Here is a 22,767-nt window from a genome sequence, read left to right on the forward strand (position 1 = left end):
AGCTTTTTTAACAATATAGTATTGAAAAAGTATTCCTGCTTCGATGCAACTGAACTAGTGCATCAGGATGATCTTTTTAGGACCGGATTATTTCATTAATACCGGAACAAATAATGAATAGAGCATTATCATGATACCTGCCAAGGTAAACAGGATTGTACCTGAATTCCTAAAGGCAACACCTGAGAGATCCTTGAATGCAACGCTGTCTTTAGTCTTTTCGAAGGTAATATCTCTTTTTATCAATGTATATATGATAGAGCCTATTCCAAGGACAAGCATAGCGTAGATAAAGTACTCATAAACTGTAGGGTTTAAAGGATATAAAACCGATGAAGATGAGTTTACGACCATGTGCATGATGATCGTCAGAATCACATTACCTGTTCTTACATATACGTATCCAAGGATCAGTCCTAATGCAAATGCATAGAATAACTGATAGATATTGCAGTGGAATATTCCAAATGCAACTGCTGAATACAGGATCGCTACAAGTTCGCCATAGCGGCGGGTTCTGTCGATTATGAGTTTTCTGAAGATAAGTTCCTCAAATACAGGTGCGAATACGGATACCATTATCATTGCAAGAATGTTGTCTCCGGTAAGGAAGTTAGTTGCAACGGCGTTCTCGGCTTCGCCGCCTGATAATGCAGATGCCAGAAACTCACTGAGTTTTGAAAGGCCTATATCGATCGGGAACATCATAAATATGGATCTTAAGTACTGGTTCTTTGTGATGTGTCCTTTTACTTTGACAACAGAGTCATTGGTGAATTTCATGACAAGTGCGCATAAAGGACATGCAACAAGGTACATAGCTACACAATTGTTGATTACCAAAAATGAAGTGTCTGAGTATACTGACATAAGGTCCCTGTTGGAGTTCGCTGCCATCAGGTTGGCAATGACATTTCCTACAAGAGTTCCAAGTGCGTTAGCGCCAAGGATAAGTGCAAGGAGTGCAAAACCTACAACGGTATAGGACTTTTTAGCCTTATCTATCTTTTCATAATCGGTAACGGTCAAAGCCTTACCATTTTCAGAAGAGGTAGTTAATGCATCTTCATCACTATCTTTAGTTGATACCTTACCTGTGATGGTAGAGAGTATCTCAGCAAAGATTCCTTTTGTGCCGCGCTTAAAGAGTCTGTTCTTATAAACTCTTCCTGTAAGAACTGCAAGCATTATTGTGAAGAACAAAAGAAGAGCAAAGTAAATGATAAATTCTATAAGGCTGATCCTTGCACATACAACATCTCCCGGAAGAACGAATGCTGATGTAAAAGGAATGATCCTGATGATCATAAGCCCGATCTTTGAATTATCTGTAAAAAGAGGTACATATATTGATACTAAAAATCCTACCATCATAGTCATTATGGAAAGACCATTAGTCTGTGCCAGTTCTTCTGCCGTTGCTGCAAATGATGCAAAAAGTGCAGAAACAAAACAATAGAAAAGGAATGCAGCAAGCAGTGCAATGAGTGTCAGTATTATCAGCACTATGAAGTTGTTGGAAACACCACCTTCTGGAAGCATCTCTACAAAAAGAGCTATGAGGTTAGTTCCATTTCCACCGATAAGCTTAGAGGATATGACGCTTCCAATAGCAACACCGCCTAAACCACATACAAGCCATACAAGGAGCTGTGTAACAGCTTCGCAGAAGATGGCAGTTACTTTACCGAATATAAGGCCTGTAGGACCTGTAAGGGTCAGGATATATTCCATGAGCTTGGAAGTTTTTTCCATACTGATTATCTGACCGATACTCTGTCCATAGAATATTACAAGGAGGTACAGAAGCATCATAACGCCCATGGGAGCAAGATAAGCTAAAAGAGTGTTATCTTTGGCTTCCTCAGATTCTTCAGCCAGGACCTTGGTGATCTTTATATCACTTATGGCCATGTTGAGTTCATCTTCTGAAATATTTGTACTTGCGATCTTTGCATTGTGTACTGCTTCTACAAAATCTTCAGCAAAATCATCGCTATCACCACTGCCCATATTACTTTCTTCAGGAATATAAACTGTAAGGTTGCAGCTTTCTTCATCTTCTTTTATCTCAAGTACGATTGAGTATGATGAGTTCTGAGCATAGATGGAAGGATCTGATGCAGCGTCCTTGGCACTTACTCCTTCAAGATCAGTAATTTTAAGAAGAGGATAATCTTTCTGATGCTTTTTTATAAAGCTGTCAGTATCTATAGTAAGATCTGTTTCGTTAACGATATAAACGTCCTGCAGATCACTTACCTGAATCTCTTTGTTCAGAGCACCTGATATGAGAATGTTGGAACCGGCTGCTACTATTAAGATAACTATACCTATCAAAACAGTAGAAGCTATGAATTTTTTGCCTTTAACGGCTTGTTTTAGTGTGAATTTTAATATTTTGAGCCAGTTTTTCATACAACCACCTGTTTTTTCATGAGTGCAATTACATCTTTTATCTGAAGTCTCTTTCCCTGGAAAAGGAGCATGGATTCATAAACTGCTGCTGCCAGAATAAATGTAAGGGCAGTAGCAATGATGATGATAATAAGAGCTATCATGCCTGTCAGAATACTTATTTTTCCTGTAAGTATAAGAGCAGGAGTAAGGAATGCACCTGTTAACGGGAATATAGCGCAGAAATTTCTTAAAGCCTCAATATTACTTGTGTTGAGCATCATGATAATGAGGAACATATCTGCATAAACGCTTATTACCATAATAAAGCTGTAGAGTTTGTACGCATCTTGAAGTTCATCAAGCTTGGATACACTTGCTCCAGCCAGTGCACCGATTATAGTGAACAGGAAAAGACCTGCAAGGAAGTATAGCACAGCTATAAGGAGCTTTGGAAGAGTAATAGTCTCCCACATAGAAGCAACTACAACAACGTTATTTGAAGCACTGCCTGATGCAGAAGCGCCTGCCATCAGGAATGTGCATACAAGCTGTGAAAGGAAATAGCTTGAGTATGAGCTGAAGATCATAACAGTAGTTTCAAGAAGTCTTGCAGCAATCTTGCCTGAAAGTAGTGCAAGGGGCCTTGTTCCTGTAAGAAGGTACTCGATTACTCTGGAAGATTTCTCAGTAGCAATAGAAGTTGCAACATTACCGACTGACATGTTTATTAACATAAACAGGATCATAAGTCCTGCAAACATTACAAAATAATCGGAATGGCTAATGGTGCCTTTGTCCTCAGAAAATGATCCGTCTTTAGCTGTTTTCATGATGGTTACATTAATATCTTTGGACAGATATTCGTAATCGTCTTCGCTTATACCGGTACTTTTAAGAACTTCTTCTCTGAAAAAAGCTTTGTAATCGTCTTCAAAGCCTTCGATAGCCAAAAGGCCTATGTCAGTTTTGGGTGAACGGACGATCGTTACATCGAAACCATTTTTGCTGTCATATTCATTTTTGATAACAAGGTTATTGGATGTAGGATCATTTCTAAGCTTGTCTACAGCATCGTCATATGATATATCATTATCTGTCACAAACGAAACGCCTGCATAATCTTCCAATTCATTCAAAAGAGTATAGTCAATGGAAAGTCCAGTTTCGTCAAAAATGTATACAGATTCTATAGCTGAGTCTGACTGCTCTTTTTTCTTATCAGCATCATTATCTTTACTTTTAATATTGCCTACGATGAGTATGATCGGCATGGTAAAAAATGCCATGGCGCACATTATCGCAAGGAATATCTTAAAGCCGGTCTTTTTTATGCCTGTAATGAATTCGAACATGAAGACCTGCCTGAATCCTCTTAAATCACTTTTATTCACTTACTTTTTCCTCCGCATTAGTACCTGCAATGTCCTGATCGTCAGCTTCTGCACCTTCGCCGACACTTTCAATGAATATCTCGTGAAGAGAAGGCTCTCTGAGTTCAAATCTAACGATCGTCTTATTTGTATCACTAAGCTGCTTTAAAAGGTTTCTTGCTTCATCTTCGCTCTTAACTTTGAGCTGGATTCCTGCAGGAGTGTCACTCTGTACTTTGATGCCAAGAGTCTGAATAGTATCAGAAATATCTTCATCACACTTAACGAAGAGGTTAACGCGGCCGTAAGATTTCTTGATCTCATTAAGATTACCCTGAACTACAGCTTTTCCTCTGGTAAGAATGGTGATATCTTCACAGAATTCTTCTATAACAGGCATCTGGTGAGATGACATGATGATGTATTTTTTCTTATCGATTTCTTCGCGGATCACGCTTTTGAAAAGATCTGTATTAACAGGATCAAGACCGGAAAGCGGCTCATCAAGGATCAGGAATTCCGGATCAGAGATAAGGGCAGCCATAAGCTGGATCTTCTGCTGATTACCTTTGGACAGTTGGTCTGCAAGAGTTGGTTTGAATTTCTTACCTTTTTTTCTCTCCGGGAAAAGATATTCATTAACCTTAAGTCTGTCTCCCCAGTATTTGATCTTGTCCATTGCATCATCTGCAGATAATCCCTTAAGAGAAGCAAAGTATAAAAGCTGATCCATGATAGGGTATTTAGGATATAAGCCTCTTTCTTCTGCGAGGTATCCTACGTTGACTTTACGTGTATCAAAAGCTTCACCATTTAAAAGTACGTCGCCGTGGTCTTTGGCAAGTATGCCGAGCATCATACGAATGGATGTTGATTTACCTGCACCGTTTGTTCCGAGCAGAGCATAAACTCCGGGCTCTTTTAATTCAAAGGAAAGGTCTTCAACAGCCTGTTTATCCCCAAATCTTTTTTGCAAATGTTTAACTTCAAATGCCATGTGTTATCTCCTCAATAGTCCTCTTTTGTAGACCTTTTGGGTCCGGGAGCTAAAAATATGATTCTGTTGGCAGCTTATAAAAAGCTACGGGAATCTTTACAATATTTTTAAATACTCCTTAATAATGTTACAAGTATAGATTTTAACAAAAATAGTATGAAACTCCAATATTTTTCAACTAAATAATTATGAGAATGACGTTGGATAATGGAAACTATTCTTGTTACTAAGAGGATTCTACTAGAAATAATGAAGGATTATTTTTAAAGTCCGGAAATGCGTGTTTTGAGTCTTATTCGCGTATTTGACTGCATTTAAGATATAAGATACAAAAGTTTTGGATATAAAATTATACTGATAGTATATATTGAAACAATGCTCACAGTGGCGATGATTCTTGCCGGATATTGAATTTGATAAAGTCATAATATAAACTGTATAGAGAAAAACTTCCAGTTTTTAAAGTAAAAGGGCATGGAAGGAGGAAGGTATGAGTTCAGAATACGTTATCAGTTGTTGTTCTACAGCTGATCTACCAAAAGAATATTTTATAAAGAATAAGATTAGTTACATATGTTTCCACTATCAGCTTGATGGTTTTGACTATTTAGATGATCTTGGCGAATCGGTTTCATTGGATGATTTCTATAAGGCTATGGAGAACGGAGCAGATACCAAGACTTCGCAGATCAATGTGGAAGAGTATGAAGAGTACTTTGAGAGTATTGTAAAAGAAGGTAAGGATATTCTTCATCTTACTTTATCTTCAGGAATATCCGGAACGATCAACTCGGCAAATATTGCAAGAGACATGGTACTCGAAAAATATCCCGATAGGAAAATAGTGGTAATAGATTCTCTTGCAGCTTCATCAGGCTATGGCCTTTTAGTAGATATACTTGCAGGTAAGAGAGATCAGGGACTTAGTCTTGAAGAGCTTACTGATTATGCTATGGATATAAGGAATAAGGTCCAGCACTGGTTTTTCTCAACAGATCTTACCTTTTATATTAAGGGCGGAAGAGTATCAAAAACCGCAGGTTTTGTCGGAAATATGCTGAATATCTGTCCTCTTCTTAACGTGAATATCGAGGGAAAACTTATTCCAAGAGAAAAGGTCAGAAGTAAGAAAAAGGTATCACAAAGAGTAGTAGATATCATGGAAGAAAAGGCTCTTGGTGGTAAAGACTATAACGGCAAGTGCTTCATATCTCAGTCTGCATGCAGGCAGGATGCTGAGTATGTGGCAAGCCTCATCGAGGAAAGATTCCCTAAGCTAAATGGCAAGGTCATGATCAATGATATAGGAACAACTATAGGAAGCCATACAGGCCCGGGAACTGTCGCAGTCTTTTTCGTTGGAGATGAGAAGGATAGCTGATGGAGTATTCCCAAAGCTACCTATGCTGTTTTTGAAACAAAAGATATAGACAAGCCTATAGATGATTATGAAAAGCTTATAAGACAGAGAATCGATATAGTTACAGAATGGATGCCAAGTCTAGGATTTGAACTTGCAGATGCACAGGAGCTTGCTGTATATCACTCGACTCCAAAATCTGAACGATGTGTACAGATTTGGCTACCGATCAAGAAACGATGACTGTAAGATGGGCATCATGGGATAGCCACTTACTAAAAACTCTTATCATCAGTTCGACATGAATTGATGATAAGAGTTTTTATATATGTTATTTTTTGACGCAGAGTATTACTGCAGGCGCCGGTTTATCATATCCTTTTAAAAATAGCCCCCTATCTTTTGCTTCAGATATAATTGCTGAAGGGAAAAGATTACAACAATTAAGATATTTAATCCAATTAGGAACAGACTTAAGATGATTTGGAAGCTTCACGGGATTTTTAACCAGGGCTACTATTTTATCGCGATATTCTTCAGCTATTTCTTTGGAGTATTTATTACTTAGTGAATACAAAGTCCAGCGGTCTGACATGGTTATAACAGGAATATTGATTTTTAACTGACCTTCATCATCACGATACATGATATTGAATTCCAGAATCTCATTGATGCCTTCCAAAAGCTTTTTATCAAGCATCTCCAGCATATCTGTTTTTCCTAAATATATTGAATATACAAATTTTAGATAGGAATCATCGCTGTTGTCATGATAGTTTGCTCCCAAAACTGATGAATCTGTATCATAACTACACATACTTATTTCTTTTGCACCGAGAAGATTTTGCCGTGTATGAACGCATTCACCACTCATATGAAATTTACTATAAGGGCAATTTTCATAATCATAACCGTGAGGATAAAGATTACCCATAGCATACCATCTTCCTCCATTAGGTCTTTCCGGGTAATGCTCTGAGGATTCTCTTCCTCCGCAGGCTTCATCTCTAACGTCTAATGTAGCTGATGTAATGGTTCTTAAAAAGAAAAAGCTTTCCAGTTTAAGTGCTTGATCTAAACTTTGCTTTTTATAAAAATTGTTCTGGCGTAGTTCATCAAGACCTTCGGATACGATATGCCATATTCCATCACAAAGCTCTTTTGCCAAATTCAATTGGATATTGAAATTAGCCATTCGGTCTTGCTCTGAGTAGATAATAAAATCAGTATATACTTTATCAGAGACCCTCTTCATTAATTGTCCTGCAACAAGAGTAGCTACTATTGGTTCAATATAAGCTGTTGGGATGCCAATAGCCTTAGATAATTCACTTAGTGTAATTGGTTTCTTATATGCCAATATCAACAGGTTCATCTTAATACGGTCATCCCCTACAAGAGACCAGGGTTCGTCATTATATCCAATCTGACCTGCGCTGCCAATAAAAAGATCATCCGGTTCATAACTTTGCTTAGTATAAGTCTCCATTGTAAACTCCTTCTGAATATGCTTTCTGCCTGTAAACAATCTGGTCTTAACTGTATCTTCAGGAATTTTGAGCAGCTGAGATATCTCTAATACACTCTTGCCATTCATATAGTATTGAACTAGGACTTCACGGTAGATACCGGCAAGCGTAGCAAGACATCGGCGAATATTCTCCGCGTCTTCAGAACTATCGGAGGAAGAGCTTTCATCAGGTATTTCACCAATTTCATCTATGCAGACAGTGGGCTTCCTGTACCTTTGTCTGAGCATATCGTAATATTTGTGATTTAATACCGTCATAAGCCAGCTTTTAGGTTCTGATATCACCTTGCCTTTGCTTATAGATGTAAGCGCGGTCAGCAGAGTTTCCTGCACAAGATCTTTGGCATCTTCAAGATTGTCACATTTACTCACTGCAACTTTCATGAGTTCGTCGGCATATTCTGTTATGTTATTTTTGTCCATTGGGTACCCCTTTTTTGAAGCTTCTCTTATTAGTCGCAGAATTTGCCGCAAGGTTTGGTGGATTCTACAAATTTTTTTCATCTTTTTCAATCTGGCAATTAAAAAATGGCCTGCCATTTGACAGACCATAACACACATTTTATGTAAGTTCAATTGTGTAGTGTTGCTTTATCACACCATCTTCTTCAAACTCATCAGTCAATATTCCGCCGCAGCATATGGCAGTGCTTGCTGAAGCTATATTGCCTTTATCACAAGCTATGATTACCTGATGGAGGGACTAAAGCTAATTCCTGACGGTTCATTTTTAACCTCATGTCGCGAGTGAATATCGGTCTATTATATGATGCGTTTACTTGGAACTCTTTTTTCTAAGTAGCCAGAAATGATTTTGATCATCATCTGAACGGATGACTTTGCATTGCAAGCGTATAGCTTTATCTTCGTTTTGTAAACACTGTATTCCAAGGAATGTATTTGCAAATGCAGTGTTGTTACTCTTTTCGTCATCAAGCTTAAACAAATAGTAGTATTCCTCGCCAGCTGAAACTTCCGGGATGTCAGAATAAAAATCTTTTACATATTTCCATCCATGTGTCTCGAATATATTTTCCAGATCAGGATTGGATAAACATTCATTAAACTCTTTTTCCACTTTTCTATTGTTTGTGGCTGAATGATTCTTTAATTTGAGTTTTGAAATGTCCTCGTCTTTAAGGAATTCATTGAAGCAAGAATCCAGATTTTTAACGATTTCGTTGTATTCTTCTATGCTGATACCGAATTCCTCAGCAGGTGAATATGTTTCCATTGAATTTTTGATTGAACTGTGTAATTCTCTTATCTTGTTTTTTATCATAGTAATTTCGTTCTGGTATGACTCGCGGATTTCAATCATCTTCTTCAGATGTTCTTCCTGCTCTTTTATTTTTTGAGAAAAAGCGTCATAGATAGCTTCATCGCTTGCATTAAGGAGTCCTTTTATTTCGTCGATTGAAAAGCCAGCAGTCTGGAGGTTCTTGATCTTAACAAAATCCAATGCCTGTTCTTCATCGTAAAAGCGGTACCCAGTCCAATCATCAACTTTAACCGGTTTCAGCAGATTCATGCGATCGTAGTACCTTATTGTCTGTGGGTTGCAGCCACACAGATTTGAAAACTCCTTTATTGTCATACCTCGCATCTCCTTTCTGAAACCGTTGTATCATTATAGTTAAGTATAAGGTCAATACTATTTTTAATCAAAAGAAAAAGAGGAATGCCTGAACCACTTTTACAAAAGTCCTACGACTTTTGTAGACGGATTTGCAAAAGTCATAGGACTTTTGTTATAATTATTGCAAAAGTGGCACGACTTTTGGAGGCGCTATGTATAGAGAAATAATAAATGATTTAAAGAAATGGAAAAATAAGTCACGTAGGAAACCGCTGCTTCTAACGGGCGTGCGCCAGTGCGGAAAGACGTATATCATTGATGAATTTGCAAAGGAATGTTTTGATAGCTATGTATATGTGAACTTTGAAAGTTCAGAGAATCTTTTGGCAGTTTTTGAGTATGACTATGATGTAAAAAGAATCGTAACTGAGCTAGAGAGGCACTTTAAGACTAAAATAATTCCTGGAGAAACACTTATTTTCTTTGATGAAATACAGGAATGCCCAAGAGCAATAACGGCGCTCAAGTATTTCTGCGAAAATATGAAAGAACTTCATCTCGTTTGTGCTGGATCTTTACTTGGCGTTGCCCTTAAAGAAAAGAATATCTCTTTTCCTGTGGGTAAAGTTAACAGGTTGCAATTATATCCAATGAGTTTTAAAGAATTTGTTATAGCAAATGATAGAGAGGATCTCATCGAGGTTTTTAAGGACTGGCCAACTGATAGAGTGATACCAGAGCTTTATGCGAATCCAATGGAAAGGTTATTAAAAGAGTATTACATAGTAGGAGGAATGCCCGAAGTTGTAAAAACCTGGGTTGAGACTCATGATTTTGCAGAAGTTGAAGAAGTGCAAAATGAAATACTAAGCGATTATGCGGATGATTTTTCTAAGCATGCTCCTTTATCAGAAATTCCCAAGATACGTTGGATATGGGATTCTGTTCCGGTTCAACTGGCAAAAGAGAATAATAAATTTGTATTTTCACATGTAAAAGAGGGAAAGAGATCCGCTGAACTAGAGGACGCTCTTTGCTGGCTATCTGATGCAGGCCTCATTACCAAGACAGAACTTGTAGAAAAGCCAGAGCTCCCATTATCTGGTGCTGCCGATAAGACGTACTTTAAAGTTTACATGTCAGATATAGGGCTATTGCGCGCTAAATCGAGAGTTTCAGCTCAGACTATTATGGATGAGACTGATGGATTTGTCAGATTCAAAGGGGCCTTCGCTGAAAACTATGTGCTTAACGAACTTAAATCGTTGGGAAAAGAACCATATTTCTGGCGTTCAGGTAATTCCGCAGAAATTGATTTTCTCTTTGAGACAAATGGGGAAGTCTTTCCTGTTGAGGTGAAAAGTGCTGATAACACTCAGGCCAAGAGCTACAAACAGTTTTGTAAGAAGTATAAAATGCGTAGAGGTTTCAAACTTTCAAGGAAGAACATAGCAGAGAATCTTTGTGAAGCAACCAAGACTCTTAGCTTGCCTCTTTATATTGGTTGGAATATTGATGCGTATATTTAAAAGATAGCTAAAAGCAACACATCCCATGCCTACAGAAAGCGTAAGCATGGGATTGTTTTTTAGATGCTGATTTAGAATTGGCGATTAATATAACATACCACTTTACATGTACTTTGCAAATGCAATTTCTCTATTTTGCTCGTATTCAATGAGGTCTAAATGCTGTTTTATTTTATTTCTATCTGTACCAGCATCCTTAAGTTCTCGCGAAGCATACCACCACAAGGGGCGTATACATTTATAGAGAAGCGGGGCAGCAGCTTTTTCCAGATCCGAGAAAGAATAAGCTTTCTTCGAAATCTCCAATGCGTGGATAATGCGCTTTAGGAAAAGATCATCTTTTTCCAAGTGAGCATAACAGTCCCATGTTGAAACGTAAGGTGTCTGTCGGAATATATAATTGATATACACTTCTCGTCCGCCTATGTTAAAATCGTAAACTCCTTTAAAGTTACCGTCTTCATCCAATAGTACATTGGTATCATTAGTATCTGCCTGGAAAACAGAGGTCGGTAACTGATGATAAATCTTTTCAAGTTCACGTCTTGCACTAAGCCAGTTATTCCAAATCCGTTTAACCTGAGATGAATATTCCTTAGGAAGAGTTTTGGCGAAATCAAGCCATTTTTCAGCATCAGCTGTGGTTTCGTCTGTTTTGTCAGAAGGATCATATAGTTCGAACATACAGTATGCTGATGGCATATCAGTATAATCAAAATGACATGATGCAACCTTTGCATCCATGATCAGAGCATCATCAATGAAGGAATAATATCCATCATTAACAAGATGCGTATCTGAAAACTTTTCTTTTATGAGTTCTTCTGCAGATCTGTACCTGGAATATTCTTCGCCCCAGACTATACAATCTTTGCCTTTATATGAAACTGTTGGATATGTTCCATCAGTAGCCCTGATAAAAAGAGGGCAGTAGTATCCGAGTTTGCGGTATTCAGTAGCAATCCGTTCCCAGAGTAAAAGATGTTTTTCATCTGTAAAAACATTTGCAGCTAGTTTTATTACAATTTTTTCAGTGCCAAAGTCTACAAGAAGTGTTTCTCTAAAATCATCATCTCCATGACTGGTGTTTTTTATTGTGATGTATACTGCATCTTTATTTGAAAAAAGTTGTATAACCTCTTTGACGTCCATAAAGCCTCCTGATTCAAACTCTATTATTATAACATTGGCTTGTATGTGTAAAAAGTGCTGTGATGCAGATTTTATGTGCTATATACCAATAAAATTCTTTTGCTTGTACTAATGACATGTTATACTTTGTGCCAAAATATGATTAGAACCCTCAGGCTTGTGTGGCCTGAGGGCTCTGAATTTACTGAGGAAGTCTATCCGAAAATACCAGTAGATTTACTGTTGCCTTCTCTGATTGAGTAAGAGGTTTGTACTCGCCGGAATCATACAATTTATCTAATACAATCATAGCAATAGTATTATCAACATACCATTTTACAAATTCAAATACTATGAAGTCCTGCATCTGCGGCGGATAATTCTTGGCAAGCATAACAGCCTGCTCTATAGCAATCTTTGCAAATTCATCAAGTTGTTCCTTCTCGGTAGATGGGATTAAGGCATCAAACTCTTCCATGGTTTTCTTGACAACCAGCACATTTAGTCTGCCATCATCTGTTATAAAACCTCTCTCACGAAGACGCTTGAACTTTTCTTCATTTGCCTTGTTGTCCTCGATGTCACCGCAGATTACTTCATATATGGCATCGTAATCCGTATTGAGGTTGTTTTGCCACATTCCTTTACGAGTAGAAAATCTGTTGTCGTTTGACCAGGCTTTGACCGTTGGATATTTCCAGGAATTCCGCGTCATTGAACCGCAGGCCGTGTAATCTCTGGTACTTTCTTCTAGGATTGGTTTAAAGTCAGGATCAATAATCTCCGACTTAAGATTTACAGTAACATAGTATTCACCGCCATCAAGCGTTTTAATAAGATATGGAGACACATTTTTTACAATAGGCAAGTCGAATTTATTAGCGATGGCATAAAATATGGCTGTAGCTTCAAAAAGCTCTGGGTTGCCACTTGGAATATAAATATCTGTAATCTTTTTAATTGCTTCCTTTACCTTTGGAACATAGTTTTTTAGTATGCTATCTGCAACTTTTATCTTGCTCTTTAGTATCTCTTCTTCCTGCTCCAGACTGCGTTCCCTTGGAGTGAATTTCACATATGTGGTATATCTTTTCCCGCTCGTTTCTACCAGGAAGCCATTCTTTGCAAGGAATGCAATTCTATCTTCCAAATATACAGGTGTCATGCCCATCTCTTCTGCAATTCCTTCCTTGGTTTTGGGGCTGTCATAAACGCTGTATACAATATTAAGGTTTATCTTGTCGTCCAAATAAACCTCTGGGCCACCCTTAATACCCGGTTGTCCATTATGATCAAAACAAATAGCCTCGATTGGTGAGATTCCCAAACTTCCTACTTTTCGTTCCATAGAAAAATTCTCCTTCAAATCGTTTCTAGCCTTATTCAAGTGCCATTTTATTGTTCCTTCCGAAAGATCCTCTTCAGTTGCTATTTTCTGAATAGATTTTCCTTCGTAATAAAATGAATAAATGATCTGTCGTCTTTTTTCAGAAAGAAAGCCAATCTCCTGGCGGAGTTTCTTGAGATCTTTATCTTTTTCTCCGAGATTGTAGTTGTCGTAATAAGGAATCTCCATTCCGTCCAAAGAAATGCCTTGGTGCTTTTTGGTGCTATTTACATATTTCGCATATGTATGCTCGCAAATGCGCCAGACATAGCCTTCCACGTTGAATACTTCATTAGCCTCAAGTAATGATAAATACACTTCTTTTACCATCTCTGCCGCAAGTTCTTCCGATTCCTCAAGGGAAAATGCTTTCTTTACTGCAAATCCGTAGATTTTTGGAGAGTATTCTATTATAAGTTTGTCTGCGTTTTCCTTGATCATACTCATTCTCCAACATATCATTTATCCGTACCAGCGCTGTACGGATATATAGTGTAAGAAAAATAAAAAAGGTTGGTGAAAAAAATAAAAAAATTTCAATTAAGTGACAAAGCCTATAGGGCTAGATTTTATCCTTTTTCCGCTCTAAAACAAATATAAGCATGGGGCTCTGATTAAAAAGAGCGATAGACGGGGTTCGAAGTATTGAGCCGTTACAAAATCCGCATGAATAGGAGCTTTGAGGCGTTCTCTTCTTAAAAAAGACCACTTCCAGACCACTTGTTATATCCCTGAATTGAAGGATTAGAAATATACATAAAAAATAGGACGTTGCCGTAGCACCGCCCCGTCAAAGCATTTCTGCTTTTTATGTTATCTTGATTGTAAAAAGTTCTGTTTCCAATTGTCAAGATATTTACAGTAAATTTTCTATAATTTTAATGCAAAAGGTTACAGTTCAGACCCTATCTTGAGATAAGAAGACCGGTAGACTACACTTGATTCATCAAGTCGATCTACCGGCCTTTTGTCTATCGAAGATCTTCGATACGCTGTCATACACGCTGGATTCTGGATCCTGTCTTAATGACAGAAGCATACTCATGCTCTGACAGAGGTAATCAATGCTCGCATCCGAGCGGAAACTCATGACTTGGTGCTGCTTGCGTTTATAGGCACGCAAAAGACGTTCCGCCATGTTATTGTTGTGCGGAACTCTTATATCATGTAAAAACAGCAGATGGCTGGACCTATACTTTGCCATGCGCCTGTATAAGTTATAGCCTTCCCTATAGTATTTACTGGGTGGAATATATTCGTATTCTTCTCGGGCTTCTTCCAGGATGCTGTCATATCTTTCTTCAAATTCCATGACAGTTTTTTCATCAAATCCTGTGGTTTCATCAATGCCGTTTCGGTAATGAACCATTTCCCGCAGAAGTTTATACATCTTCTTATTCCATTTCCGATCAGGCTCATTCTGTATGCTGTCTTTACAGTATCTCAGGATATGAGCGATACATTCCTGATGGCCACTGCCATAATTATAAAAGGTGGTGTCATGGTCATGGATGAATATCGCTGACTGGTTAAGGTCGACAGGGGTATCTTTTATTCCTGCATGACCTTTGTTTTCCCTGAAATAGTACTGGGCAGTCCCATCCGGAGCAGCAACAATAAATACAAATCGACTGCTTCCATTGCTTCTGGCATTGGTGTTATCTGTATGGAGTACAGGCTTCTGCATCAGTGATGCAAAAAGCTCTTTCTTTTCCTTATTCGTTTTCATGGAGAATTCTTTGGAGAGACCATTGACCATGCCTTTTGAAATGCTCAGTTTTCCGTCAGTGAGATCTGAAATAAGTTTGATGGTCTTGTCTATGGAGACGCAGCATTCATTATTAAGGATGAATGCAAGTGCTTTGACGCTGCCGCCATAGTTTACGTCATTGATATATCCTTCAGGGAACTGCGCGTGGGATCTTTCGCCCGTCTTTGAATTATAGTAGACTTCAGCAGCGTATTCGTTAACATCCAGGAAAAACCTCAGATTTATCATCTGTTTACGGATGACTTTGCCGGTTTTCTTGAAGTCAGGATCTTCAAGTACTTCTTCCGGTGGAGGCAGCATAATAACTGGCTCTGATACAGCCTGCTTTTTTCGACCGTGACCTTTGTGCCCAGGCTGACCGCCTGGACGTCTGCCGCTTTTTTCTCTGCTGTTGGATATTTTCTTGTGATTTGGAGACTGGGAAGATGGTTTAGAAGAGTTCTCATAATCTCTGTTGATCTGAGCTGTCAGTTTAAGATTCTTTCCCTGTTCTTCTTCAAGCTCAGTTTTTACTTCATATAATTCACGCCTTTGTTCAGCGACCTTGTCCAGGGCAGCATCTCGCTGCTGCTCCACCAGGATGATGCGCTTCTCGAGCGCTCTGATCCTGGCATCTTTAGCAGCGATTTCTTTCTGATGATCCTTATAGACATCTTCAATGGTGTCCCACCATTTATTTCTGACATCTATAGTCTGTGCGTGAGCCTTGGACAGCTCGACTTCAAGTTTGTGTATGTGGCATTCTTCAGTATGAAGCATACTCTTATACTGAGCATCCATCTGCAGATACTTGGATCCGTTCTTGAAGGCATCAACCTGTGCCTGAAGATTCTTGACGCGGTACTGTAGAGTTGTAATTATTTCATACTGATAGTCGTTCATAGAAGTGATTACTTAGCCTTTAACTGTTTTATTTCTGCTTTGAGAGATTTGATGAGTATTTCTTGTGCTTCACATTTCTTTTGAAGCTTTTCATATAGCTTTTTGTAGTCGGGTTCTTTTTCTTCGGTTTCCGCGGTCTTTCTATGTCTTCCATCAGTTGGAACCATTTCACCGGTTTCCGGATCAATCCTTCCGATCAGCGTTCTTTTTGCCCGGCTCTGCTTTTTTCTTTGTCCCAGTATGCCTTGGATTCATATACGTAAGTGATGCCGGTTCGTTTGTCTAACTGCTTAATTATGCCCATGGCGTTCTCCTTTCAAAGATACATCGTTACGTTTATATTATATATCATAACGATTATAAATGCAATAGAAAAACCCAGAAAAAGTAAGATTTTTTCTGGGTTTGAGACAATTTTAATATGTGATTTTTAATCGTTAGGGTTGTGCGTCAAGCTAGGGTCTGAACTGTAACTGCAAAAGCTATACGATGTGCACAAGATAGTATTTTTTGAAAAATTTTTTTGATGAGTGATAGGTTTTTTAGATGTGAATCGTATTATAGTTAGAAGGCCTTCTAAAAAATACAGAAAGAGAGTTATGTCATGGAGGAAAAAGAAGCAAGGCGGATATTGGAAACATATGCTGACATGATACTTAGGATCAGTTACAGCTACCTACGTAGGACGGTTGATGCAGAGGACATATGTCAGAATGTAATACTGAAATACCTGTCCTCCCACCAAAGATTTGATAGCCGCGAGCATGAGAAAGCCTGGATAATCAGGACTACAATCAATGCCTGCAAGGATGTGAAAAAGAGCGCTTTCTTCGTAAAGACTATCGGACTTGATGCGGTGCCGGAAAGGGCTATACCGGAGGAACCGGTATCTGTACTCACAGAAGAGCTTAAGAAGCTCCCGGCAAATTACAGGATAAGCATCCATCTCTTTTACTATGAAGGGTATACCATCAAAGAGATCGCTCAGATTCTTGGAAAAAGAGAAACTGTCGTAGCAAACTATCTCTCAAGAGGCAGAAGAAGACTTAAAGAAGCGTTATCAAAGGATTCTCGTTTTTCTCCAAAGGAAGGTGAAGCATATGAATGATCAGATTAAAGAAATCTACAACAGCTCCATGAATGAACTCCATTTCTCAGGACATACAAAAGAAAAGATGTTTCGCAATATAAGCGAACAATATTCAAGACAAAGTGGAGGAATGATTATGAAGGCAAGTTTCAGACTAAAGTCAGCAGCTATCGTTGCTGCAGCATGTGTATTGCTTGTCGGAGGTACTGCGCTGGCAGCAAGTGGAATAGTTTCGAGCATAGTAAGCCATAACAGGATTGGTAGTGAAACCACAACATATGTGGACATCTCAAAACTCGAGAATGATATAAATATGGATGTGCTTACAGTTGAGCGTTTTGATAATGGCTTCACCTTCAGAAGCGCTGAAATATTCGATATGTCAGATTACAGTGAAGATGGAGCCAAAATGGCTGATGCTTCCGGCCTAGACATCACATATTCAAAGGATGGACTACCGGATATCTACCTGGACATTGAGCCTGTCAGCACCATAAGGAATGATGAAGACACCTCAATGGAAACAAGAATGGTTGGAGATGTTGCTGTAAAATACAGCCTGGATGAATATCTTTTCCTTCCGCCTAACATGGAAGGACAGGTATCACAGGAACTCCTTGACAGGATGGAAAACGATGATCATTTCTTTATCAGCTATGGTTCAGATCAGGAAGAAACACAGATGATTACAAACCTTATATTTGATGTTAATGGCGTTCACTACTGTCTTATGACTTTCGATACAACTCTTACTGTTGATGAGCTATTCGATATGGCTGAAGAGCTTATAACTGAAGGAAAATAAAACCATAACTTCTATAGGAGAGCTGCCTGTGATGGGTGGCTCTCTTTGAAAGAGTATTTGAGTATATAGAGGGTGTTAAAAAGTGATAGATATTCGATGCCGAAGCAATGAAAAAATGATTGCAACCGTTCAGTATCGATGTTAGTATGGAAAAGGTTTTAAAAATATAGAGAAAGAGCGCTTGGCGTTAGGTAAAGGAATGATTATTAGATAATTTAGCTTGAGTGAACACGATGATTTTTTGATGGCTGCTATGCGGCTGTTTTGTGTACGCTTAAACTGGATTATCATGTATTTTTAGCCTAAACTGTCACAGTAGGTCTATTTGTGTGAGTCTATTTTGCGTATGCAGAATAGGCTTTTTTGCTGTTATAGCAGCGGAACTGGAGGCGATATATGTCGTCTGTCTTCCCCATGCTTGACAGAAATATTGTCAGGTAATGTATTCGACTTATAACATAAAATGTGTTTAACCATAATATAAAAGAGGAAATTTATGTTAAGCGTTGTAAGATAATTCATTGCAATACGGCTACATGATATTGCAATGAGCATAAGGATTCAATGAATCAATATGTGTAAGTTAGTGGTGAAATCTACTGGCTTATTTGATTACGCTTAATAATATTATGGTAAAAGCCGCATTTTATGTGGATTATTTTTGATATGTTTGATTTTATGAACCATGATATCTTGGCGTAAGATGTCATGGTTTTTTATTGTTCAAATTAGAATGATAAGCATAAATGGAGGAAAAAAGAATGTTAGATAACTTAATCATAAGAGCAGAAGAACCTGCTGATTACAAAAATACAGAACTAATGGCTATGCGCAGCTTTTTTAACAAATATGGACCTGCGGCTGATGAACAGGGTAACAGCTTTGACGCATTAATGGTTCTTCCACTTAATAATGACTTTTCAAATATCAAAGGAAAACTCATTGAGAGCAAGGACTTTGAAAAGCTTGAAGACAAAGAAAGACTTGCAAAGATCAATGAAGAGTTTCCTAAATACCGCGTAGTTAAAGTACAGGAAGGTTTTATGCAGATTTTTGAACAGCACCTTGGAGTTGTTGAAGCAGTAGAAGATGACACCTATATGGTTCGCTATTGGGAGCTTTTGATACCTGCAAAGCTGTCTGAGAACCTGGGAGGAAAACCAGAAGCCGGAAGCGATGTGCAGTTTATGTGGAATCATAAGGGAGAGTCTCAGATTACTAAGGTGTGTGAACTACTCCGACTTAATGCTACGCATTTGAAGTCGGAGCTTCCTGCTTCAACCACTACTGCATTGGCTACGATGATACGCAACTCAATGTCTTGCACAATGTCCACAGGCGTATAAGTTAGGGCTATTCCATCCCTACTGTATATTTAATTTTTAAGCTACTGCAAAAGATTCGTTTAGTATACGTAATCCCTCACGTAAGATATTAATAGCAGCGTTCTGGTCACGGCTTATTGTAAGACCGCAATCACATTTCATTGTGCGAATTGTGAGATTTTTCATCTCAGGATGTATCTTTCCACAACAATGACATATCTGTGATGATGGAAACCACTTATCTACTTTTACAAGATATTTGTTTCTTTCTGATAACTTATATTCAAGCATTGACAGAAACATACCGTATCCATTATCAAGAGTAGCTTTGCCATTACCAAAACCTTTATTTGACATAGATTTCATGTTCAGAGATTCTACGCATACAACATCGTACTGATTGGCTATCTCAGTAGATATTTTATGCAGATTATCTAATCTCTGATTAGCGATATGTCTATGTATTTTGTTTACTTTACGGAGTTGCTTTAGGTAATTATTGGATTTGATTTCATGCTTTTTAGAGCCTTGCATACGTGACAGCCTACGTTGTGATTTAGCAAGCTTATCATGGCTTTCACGATAGTATTTGTGATTTGTACCAACGTTACCATTATTATCTACATACAAACCGTCAGAAGCATAATCTAGACCAATACAGTTATTCGTGTCTGCTACATAGGTATTTATACTATCTGCAATCTCAAACAATACGGAAATATAGAACTTTCCATCAGATTCCTGTGATACAGTAGCTGATTTGACTATCCAGCTATCATTAGGCTTACGATGGATAACTGTCTTCACATGACCGATTTTAGGGAGTCTAATGCTGTTATCAGTAATGGCAACAGTACCATGCTGATTGTTTGTAGTATATGACTTACGGCTGCGTTTTGCAGATTTGAATTTAGGAAATCCGTTGTTTTTCTTACGGGATTTGCTAAAGCGGTTCTTGAAAGCGCTTTGTAAGTTTAGTTGTACATTCGCTAAAGCAAGACTGTCTACTTCCTTGAGATATAGATAATCCTTTTTGTATTTGGCAGGTGTTACAGTAACAAACTTACCTGTAGACTTGTAGCTCTCAATTTTATCGGAAAGCATAAGATTATAGAACTTGCGGCAACAGCCGAAGGTCTTGGCAAACATAACACTTTGTTCAGTTGTAGGATATGCTCTATACTTAATGGCTCTGTTTGTCATCTTTCTTACCTTGGGATTGTATATATTGCTTGATAATATCTACGGTAGCCCCGCCTGTGGTCAGCAGACAAAAACTCTGTGACCAGAACATCTCTTTCCAAAGAGATTTACGTATCTGAGGAAACTCTTTCTTGATAAGTCTGCTGCTTGCAGATTTATACGCATTAATAAATTTACTTATCTCTGTGTTAGGTTGTCCTCGGAATAGGATATGTACATGGTCAATATCATGATTCCATTCCTCTAACGTAATGTTATACGTAGGGGCAATCTTCTCAAATATTTCTTTGAGACGGCTTGAGATTTTGTCATCTATCACCTTGTTGCGGAACTTTACGCACATGATAAGGTGATAACGCATCATGAACACTGAATGATTATTATTATCTAATTTCATAATTATTATAGCCTTTATTATATATACGACTGATTTACAATTAGATTATAATATCATCAGATACAAAAGTCAAGAAACGCCGTGTTTATCGCAATTCATCCCGCTACCTATAGAGGTGGGGGATTTCTTGCTCACGGCGTGTTAAAATAATACTTCATCTACGATAAAATCTTCACTCTGGTCCTTTTCAAGAAACATAACCATGTAGATTGGAAGATATGTAATTTTTTTATCATGCTTAATATTGCAGTCAGCAAAGACAAAAGCTTCCTGCATCTCATATTGGTGATTAGCAACGCAATTGCTGATTGCAGAATGAACGGTGTAATCCTTACCACTTTTTACCTCTATTGGGTAGATGCTGCCTTTGTACTCAATTACAAAATCTAATTCTCCCAATCTGTTGGAATTGTAATAGTATAGTGAAAATCCTTTACTTCGCAGTTCCTGAGCAACAGCATTTTCAAATATCCCGCCGGCATTCATGTTGGGATTTTTGATTATAAGCATACGCTTGGTATCCATTCCATAAATAGATGTAAGCATTCCGACGTCAGACAAATATAGTTTGAAGAGACTTTGCTTTTCGCTGGATTTAAGAGGCTTTCTCGGTTCGGTGGCATTATAAACAGAATATGCTACACCTGCATTATTCAGCCACAAAAAAGAGCTTTGTACTCTTTCGAAATGCAATCCCTTTTTGATGTCAGAAACAATATATCTACGGTTTTGTTTAAGTAGCTCAGCCGGAATCAGATCATAAACATTTATGAGCTGAAGGCGCTTATCTTCGGCCTCGTATTTTGTAAAATCCATTTTATAAAGCTCAGCTATATCCTTGTGAATTTTTAAAACGGCATTAATATTATGTGTCTCGGCAAAAGTACTAACAGCGTCCGGCATACCACCAACAGCCAAATACTGTAAAAAAAGCGTCATTAACTTTTCATGAATTGAATCCATGACAGGGGTTCTGTCTTCAAACGATTTTTTTAAATGAGCCATTACATTTTCAGTTATATTTGTTATCTGCAAAAACTCCTGAAAATCCAAAGGAAACATCTCATGTGTAGTTAAATATCCAACAGGCGCAGATTCAAGATTAGTAAGTTCCACACCAAGGAGCGAACCGCTAAGTATATATTTGAAACTACCCTCATCCACTAAGAACTTGATTCTGGTGACCATCTCCTTACATTTCTGAACTTCATCAATAAAAATAACAGTCTCCCCCTTGATCAGAGGCATATCATTAATTGTAGACAAACCCATAATCAGCTCATCCACATTTTTGACATTCATAAGAATATCGATAGCTTCAGGGGAGTCAATCAGATTCACCTCATAGTAATTGTTTCCAAGTTCCTTCAGTGTACTCCTGATGACATATGTCTTTCCTACCTGACGGGCTCCTTTTATAAGTAAAGCCTTTTTATCACCTGAAAACCAATCTTTGATTACCTGACTTGTTTTTCGCTTAAGTTCCATGATTGCTACTCCTTTAAGCCAATAGTAAACCTTTTCTGTCAAAAATACAATCAAAAATCAAGCAAAAATGTCAAAAATATTGTCAAAAAAACAGATAGTTTTAGACCTGTTTTGTCAAAAATACAAAAAATAGTGTGAGCATACGATTTAAAAAAGAGATGATCATGTGATCATCTCTTTACGCGAGCGATAGACGGGTCGCACGAGGTCCGGGGGACCTCGGTCCTGCGACGACCGGAGCGAAGCGGAGATACGAATCCTGCACCGCGTGTGAGCGGCTCCTCTGCCGCTCACTAAAACAAAAAGCACATCCTTTAGGATGTGCTTTTTGTTTTATGCGAGCGATAGACGGGGCTCGAACCCGCGGTCTCGACCTTGGCAAGGTCGCGCGTTACCAACTACGCCACTATCGCATTTATTCAGTTTGTCGCTTGCGCATCCCGCAGCGACAAGAAGTATATTACCTCAATATCATCTTAGTGTCAACATCAAATTTCAAAAAATCTGATATTTTTTCTGATA

The 22,767-nt window shown here is 38.2% G+C and carries 18 protein-coding genes and 1 tRNA gene; 6 read left to right on the forward strand and 13 right to left on the reverse strand.

Features of this window, described 5'->3' with window-relative positions; all coding sequences use genetic code 11:
* Positions 1-87 precede the first annotated feature (87 nt).
* Genes WAA20_RS02135 through WAA20_RS02145 form a run of 3 tightly spaced genes read right to left on the reverse strand, consistent with a single transcriptional unit; the run spans position 88 to position 4,767 of the window.
* Positions 88-2,418 (reverse strand): CPBP family glutamic-type intramembrane protease, encoded by a 2,331-nt coding sequence (locus WAA20_RS02135; protein WP_073389898.1) that lies wholly within the window; start codon positions 2,416-2,418, stop codon positions 88-90.
* The gene (locus tag WAA20_RS02140; protein WP_073389896.1) at positions 2,415-3,791 is read right to left on the reverse strand and encodes an ABC transporter permease; all 1,377 of its coding nucleotides are present in this window, start codon (positions 3,789-3,791) and stop codon (positions 2,415-2,417) included. The genes WAA20_RS02135 and WAA20_RS02140 overlap by 4 nt, the downstream gene beginning before the upstream one ends.
* Positions 3,784-4,767 carry an ATP-binding cassette domain-containing protein gene (locus WAA20_RS02145; protein WP_073389895.1) on the reverse strand — a complete coding sequence of 328 codons (984 nt, stop codon included), beginning with the start codon at positions 4,765-4,767 and terminating at the stop codon, positions 3,784-3,786. Before WAA20_RS02145 ends, WAA20_RS02140 begins: the two co-directional genes overlap by 8 nt.
* Positions 4,768-5,257: 490 nt before the next feature.
* Between WAA20_RS02145 and WAA20_RS02150 the strand changes: the two genes are divergently transcribed.
* On the forward strand, positions 5,258-6,148 hold the full coding sequence (locus WAA20_RS02150; RefSeq protein ID WP_073389893.1) for a DegV family protein: 891 nt from the start codon (positions 5,258-5,260) through the stop codon (positions 6,146-6,148).
* A 6-nt stretch (positions 6,149-6,154) separates the two neighbouring features.
* On the forward strand, positions 6,155-6,370 hold the full coding sequence (locus WAA20_RS21040) for a GyrI-like domain-containing protein (protein WP_139263853.1): 216 nt from the start codon (positions 6,155-6,157) through the stop codon (positions 6,368-6,370).
* A gap of 88 nt (positions 6,371-6,458) precedes the next feature.
* Here WAA20_RS21040 and WAA20_RS02155 read toward each other — a convergent pair whose 3' ends face one another.
* Positions 6,459-8,162 (reverse strand): RNA polymerase sigma factor, encoded by a 1,704-nt coding sequence (locus WAA20_RS02155; protein ID WP_338802734.1) that lies wholly within the window; start codon positions 8,160-8,162, stop codon positions 6,459-6,461.
* Between the two features lie 271 nt (positions 8,163-8,433).
* Entirely contained in the window at positions 8,434-9,255 is an 822-nt protein-coding gene (locus WAA20_RS02160) for a MerR family transcriptional regulator (protein WP_073389890.1), read from the reverse strand.
* Positions 9,256-9,449: 194 nt separating this feature from the next.
* Between WAA20_RS02160 and WAA20_RS02165 the strand changes: the two genes are divergently transcribed.
* On the forward strand, positions 9,450-10,766 hold the full coding sequence (locus WAA20_RS02165) for an AAA family ATPase (protein WP_073389889.1): 1,317 nt from the start codon (positions 9,450-9,452) through the stop codon (positions 10,764-10,766).
* Between the two features lie 102 nt (positions 10,767-10,868).
* Here the strand turns inward: WAA20_RS02165 and WAA20_RS02170 are convergent, their stop codons facing one another.
* The 4 genes from WAA20_RS02170 to WAA20_RS02185 all read right to left on the reverse strand — a co-directional run bounded on the left by WAA20_RS02170 (position 10,869) and on the right by WAA20_RS02185 (position 16,104).
* Complete coding sequence (locus WAA20_RS02170) at positions 10,869-11,918, reverse strand: hypothetical protein (RefSeq protein WP_073389887.1); 1,050 nt, start codon at positions 11,916-11,918, stop codon at positions 10,869-10,871.
* A gap of 181 nt (positions 11,919-12,099) precedes the next feature.
* Positions 12,100-13,725, reverse strand: coding sequence for a sigma-70 family RNA polymerase sigma factor (locus WAA20_RS02175; protein WP_073389886.1), 1,626 nt, complete (start codon positions 13,723-13,725; stop codon positions 12,100-12,102).
* Positions 13,726-14,230: 505 nt separating this feature from the next.
* Positions 14,231-15,937 carry a transposase gene (locus tag WAA20_RS02180; protein WP_338802112.1) on the reverse strand — a complete coding sequence of 569 codons (1,707 nt, stop codon included), beginning with the start codon at positions 15,935-15,937 and terminating at the stop codon, positions 14,231-14,233.
* An 8-nt stretch (positions 15,938-15,945) separates the two neighbouring features.
* Positions 15,946-16,104: a hypothetical protein gene (locus WAA20_RS02185; protein ID WP_338801142.1), complete on the reverse strand. Its 159-nt coding sequence runs from the start codon at positions 16,102-16,104 to the stop codon at positions 15,946-15,948.
* Between the two features lie 437 nt (positions 16,105-16,541).
* Between WAA20_RS02185 and WAA20_RS02190 the strand changes: the two genes are divergently transcribed.
* The 3 genes from WAA20_RS02190 (at position 16,542) to WAA20_RS02200 (ending at position 19,178) form a co-directional block, all read left to right on the forward strand.
* Positions 16,542-17,045, forward strand: a complete 504-nt coding sequence (locus WAA20_RS02190; protein ID WP_073390580.1) for a sigma-70 family RNA polymerase sigma factor — start codon at positions 16,542-16,544, stop codon at positions 17,043-17,045.
* Positions 17,038-17,832 (forward strand): DUF4179 domain-containing protein, encoded by a 795-nt coding sequence (locus WAA20_RS02195; protein WP_073390579.1) that lies wholly within the window; start codon positions 17,038-17,040, stop codon positions 17,830-17,832. The genes WAA20_RS02190 and WAA20_RS02195 overlap by 8 nt, the downstream gene beginning before the upstream one ends.
* Positions 17,833-18,593: 761 nt before the next feature.
* Positions 18,594-19,178 carry a hypothetical protein gene (locus WAA20_RS02200; RefSeq protein ID WP_338802113.1) on the forward strand — a complete coding sequence of 195 codons (585 nt, stop codon included), beginning with the start codon at positions 18,594-18,596 and terminating at the stop codon, positions 19,176-19,178.
* A gap of 36 nt (positions 19,179-19,214) precedes the next feature.
* Here WAA20_RS02200 and WAA20_RS02205 read toward each other — a convergent pair whose 3' ends face one another.
* From WAA20_RS02205 to WAA20_RS02220, 4 genes are all read right to left on the reverse strand, one after another.
* Positions 19,215-20,360, reverse strand: a complete 1,146-nt coding sequence (locus tag WAA20_RS02205) for an RNA-guided endonuclease TnpB family protein (RefSeq protein WP_338802114.1) — start codon at positions 20,358-20,360, stop codon at positions 19,215-19,217.
* A complete protein-coding gene (tnpA, locus tag WAA20_RS02210) occupies positions 20,341-20,757 on the reverse strand; it encodes an IS200/IS605 family transposase (RefSeq protein WP_073389025.1) in 417 nt (138 codons plus the stop codon). Before tnpA ends, WAA20_RS02205 begins: the two co-directional genes overlap by 20 nt.
* 141 nt (positions 20,758-20,898) lie before the next feature.
* Positions 20,899-22,245, reverse strand: coding sequence for an AAA family ATPase (locus WAA20_RS02215; protein WP_073389026.1), 1,347 nt, complete (start codon positions 22,243-22,245; stop codon positions 20,899-20,901).
* Between the two features lie 340 nt (positions 22,246-22,585).
* Positions 22,586-22,658 (reverse strand) — tRNA-Gly (locus WAA20_RS02220).
* Positions 22,659-22,767: the final 109 nt, after the last annotated feature.

The organism is Butyrivibrio fibrisolvens (genome assembly GCF_037113525.1).
GTDB classification, from domain to species: domain Bacteria; phylum Bacillota; class Clostridia; order Lachnospirales; family Lachnospiraceae; genus Butyrivibrio; species Butyrivibrio fibrisolvens.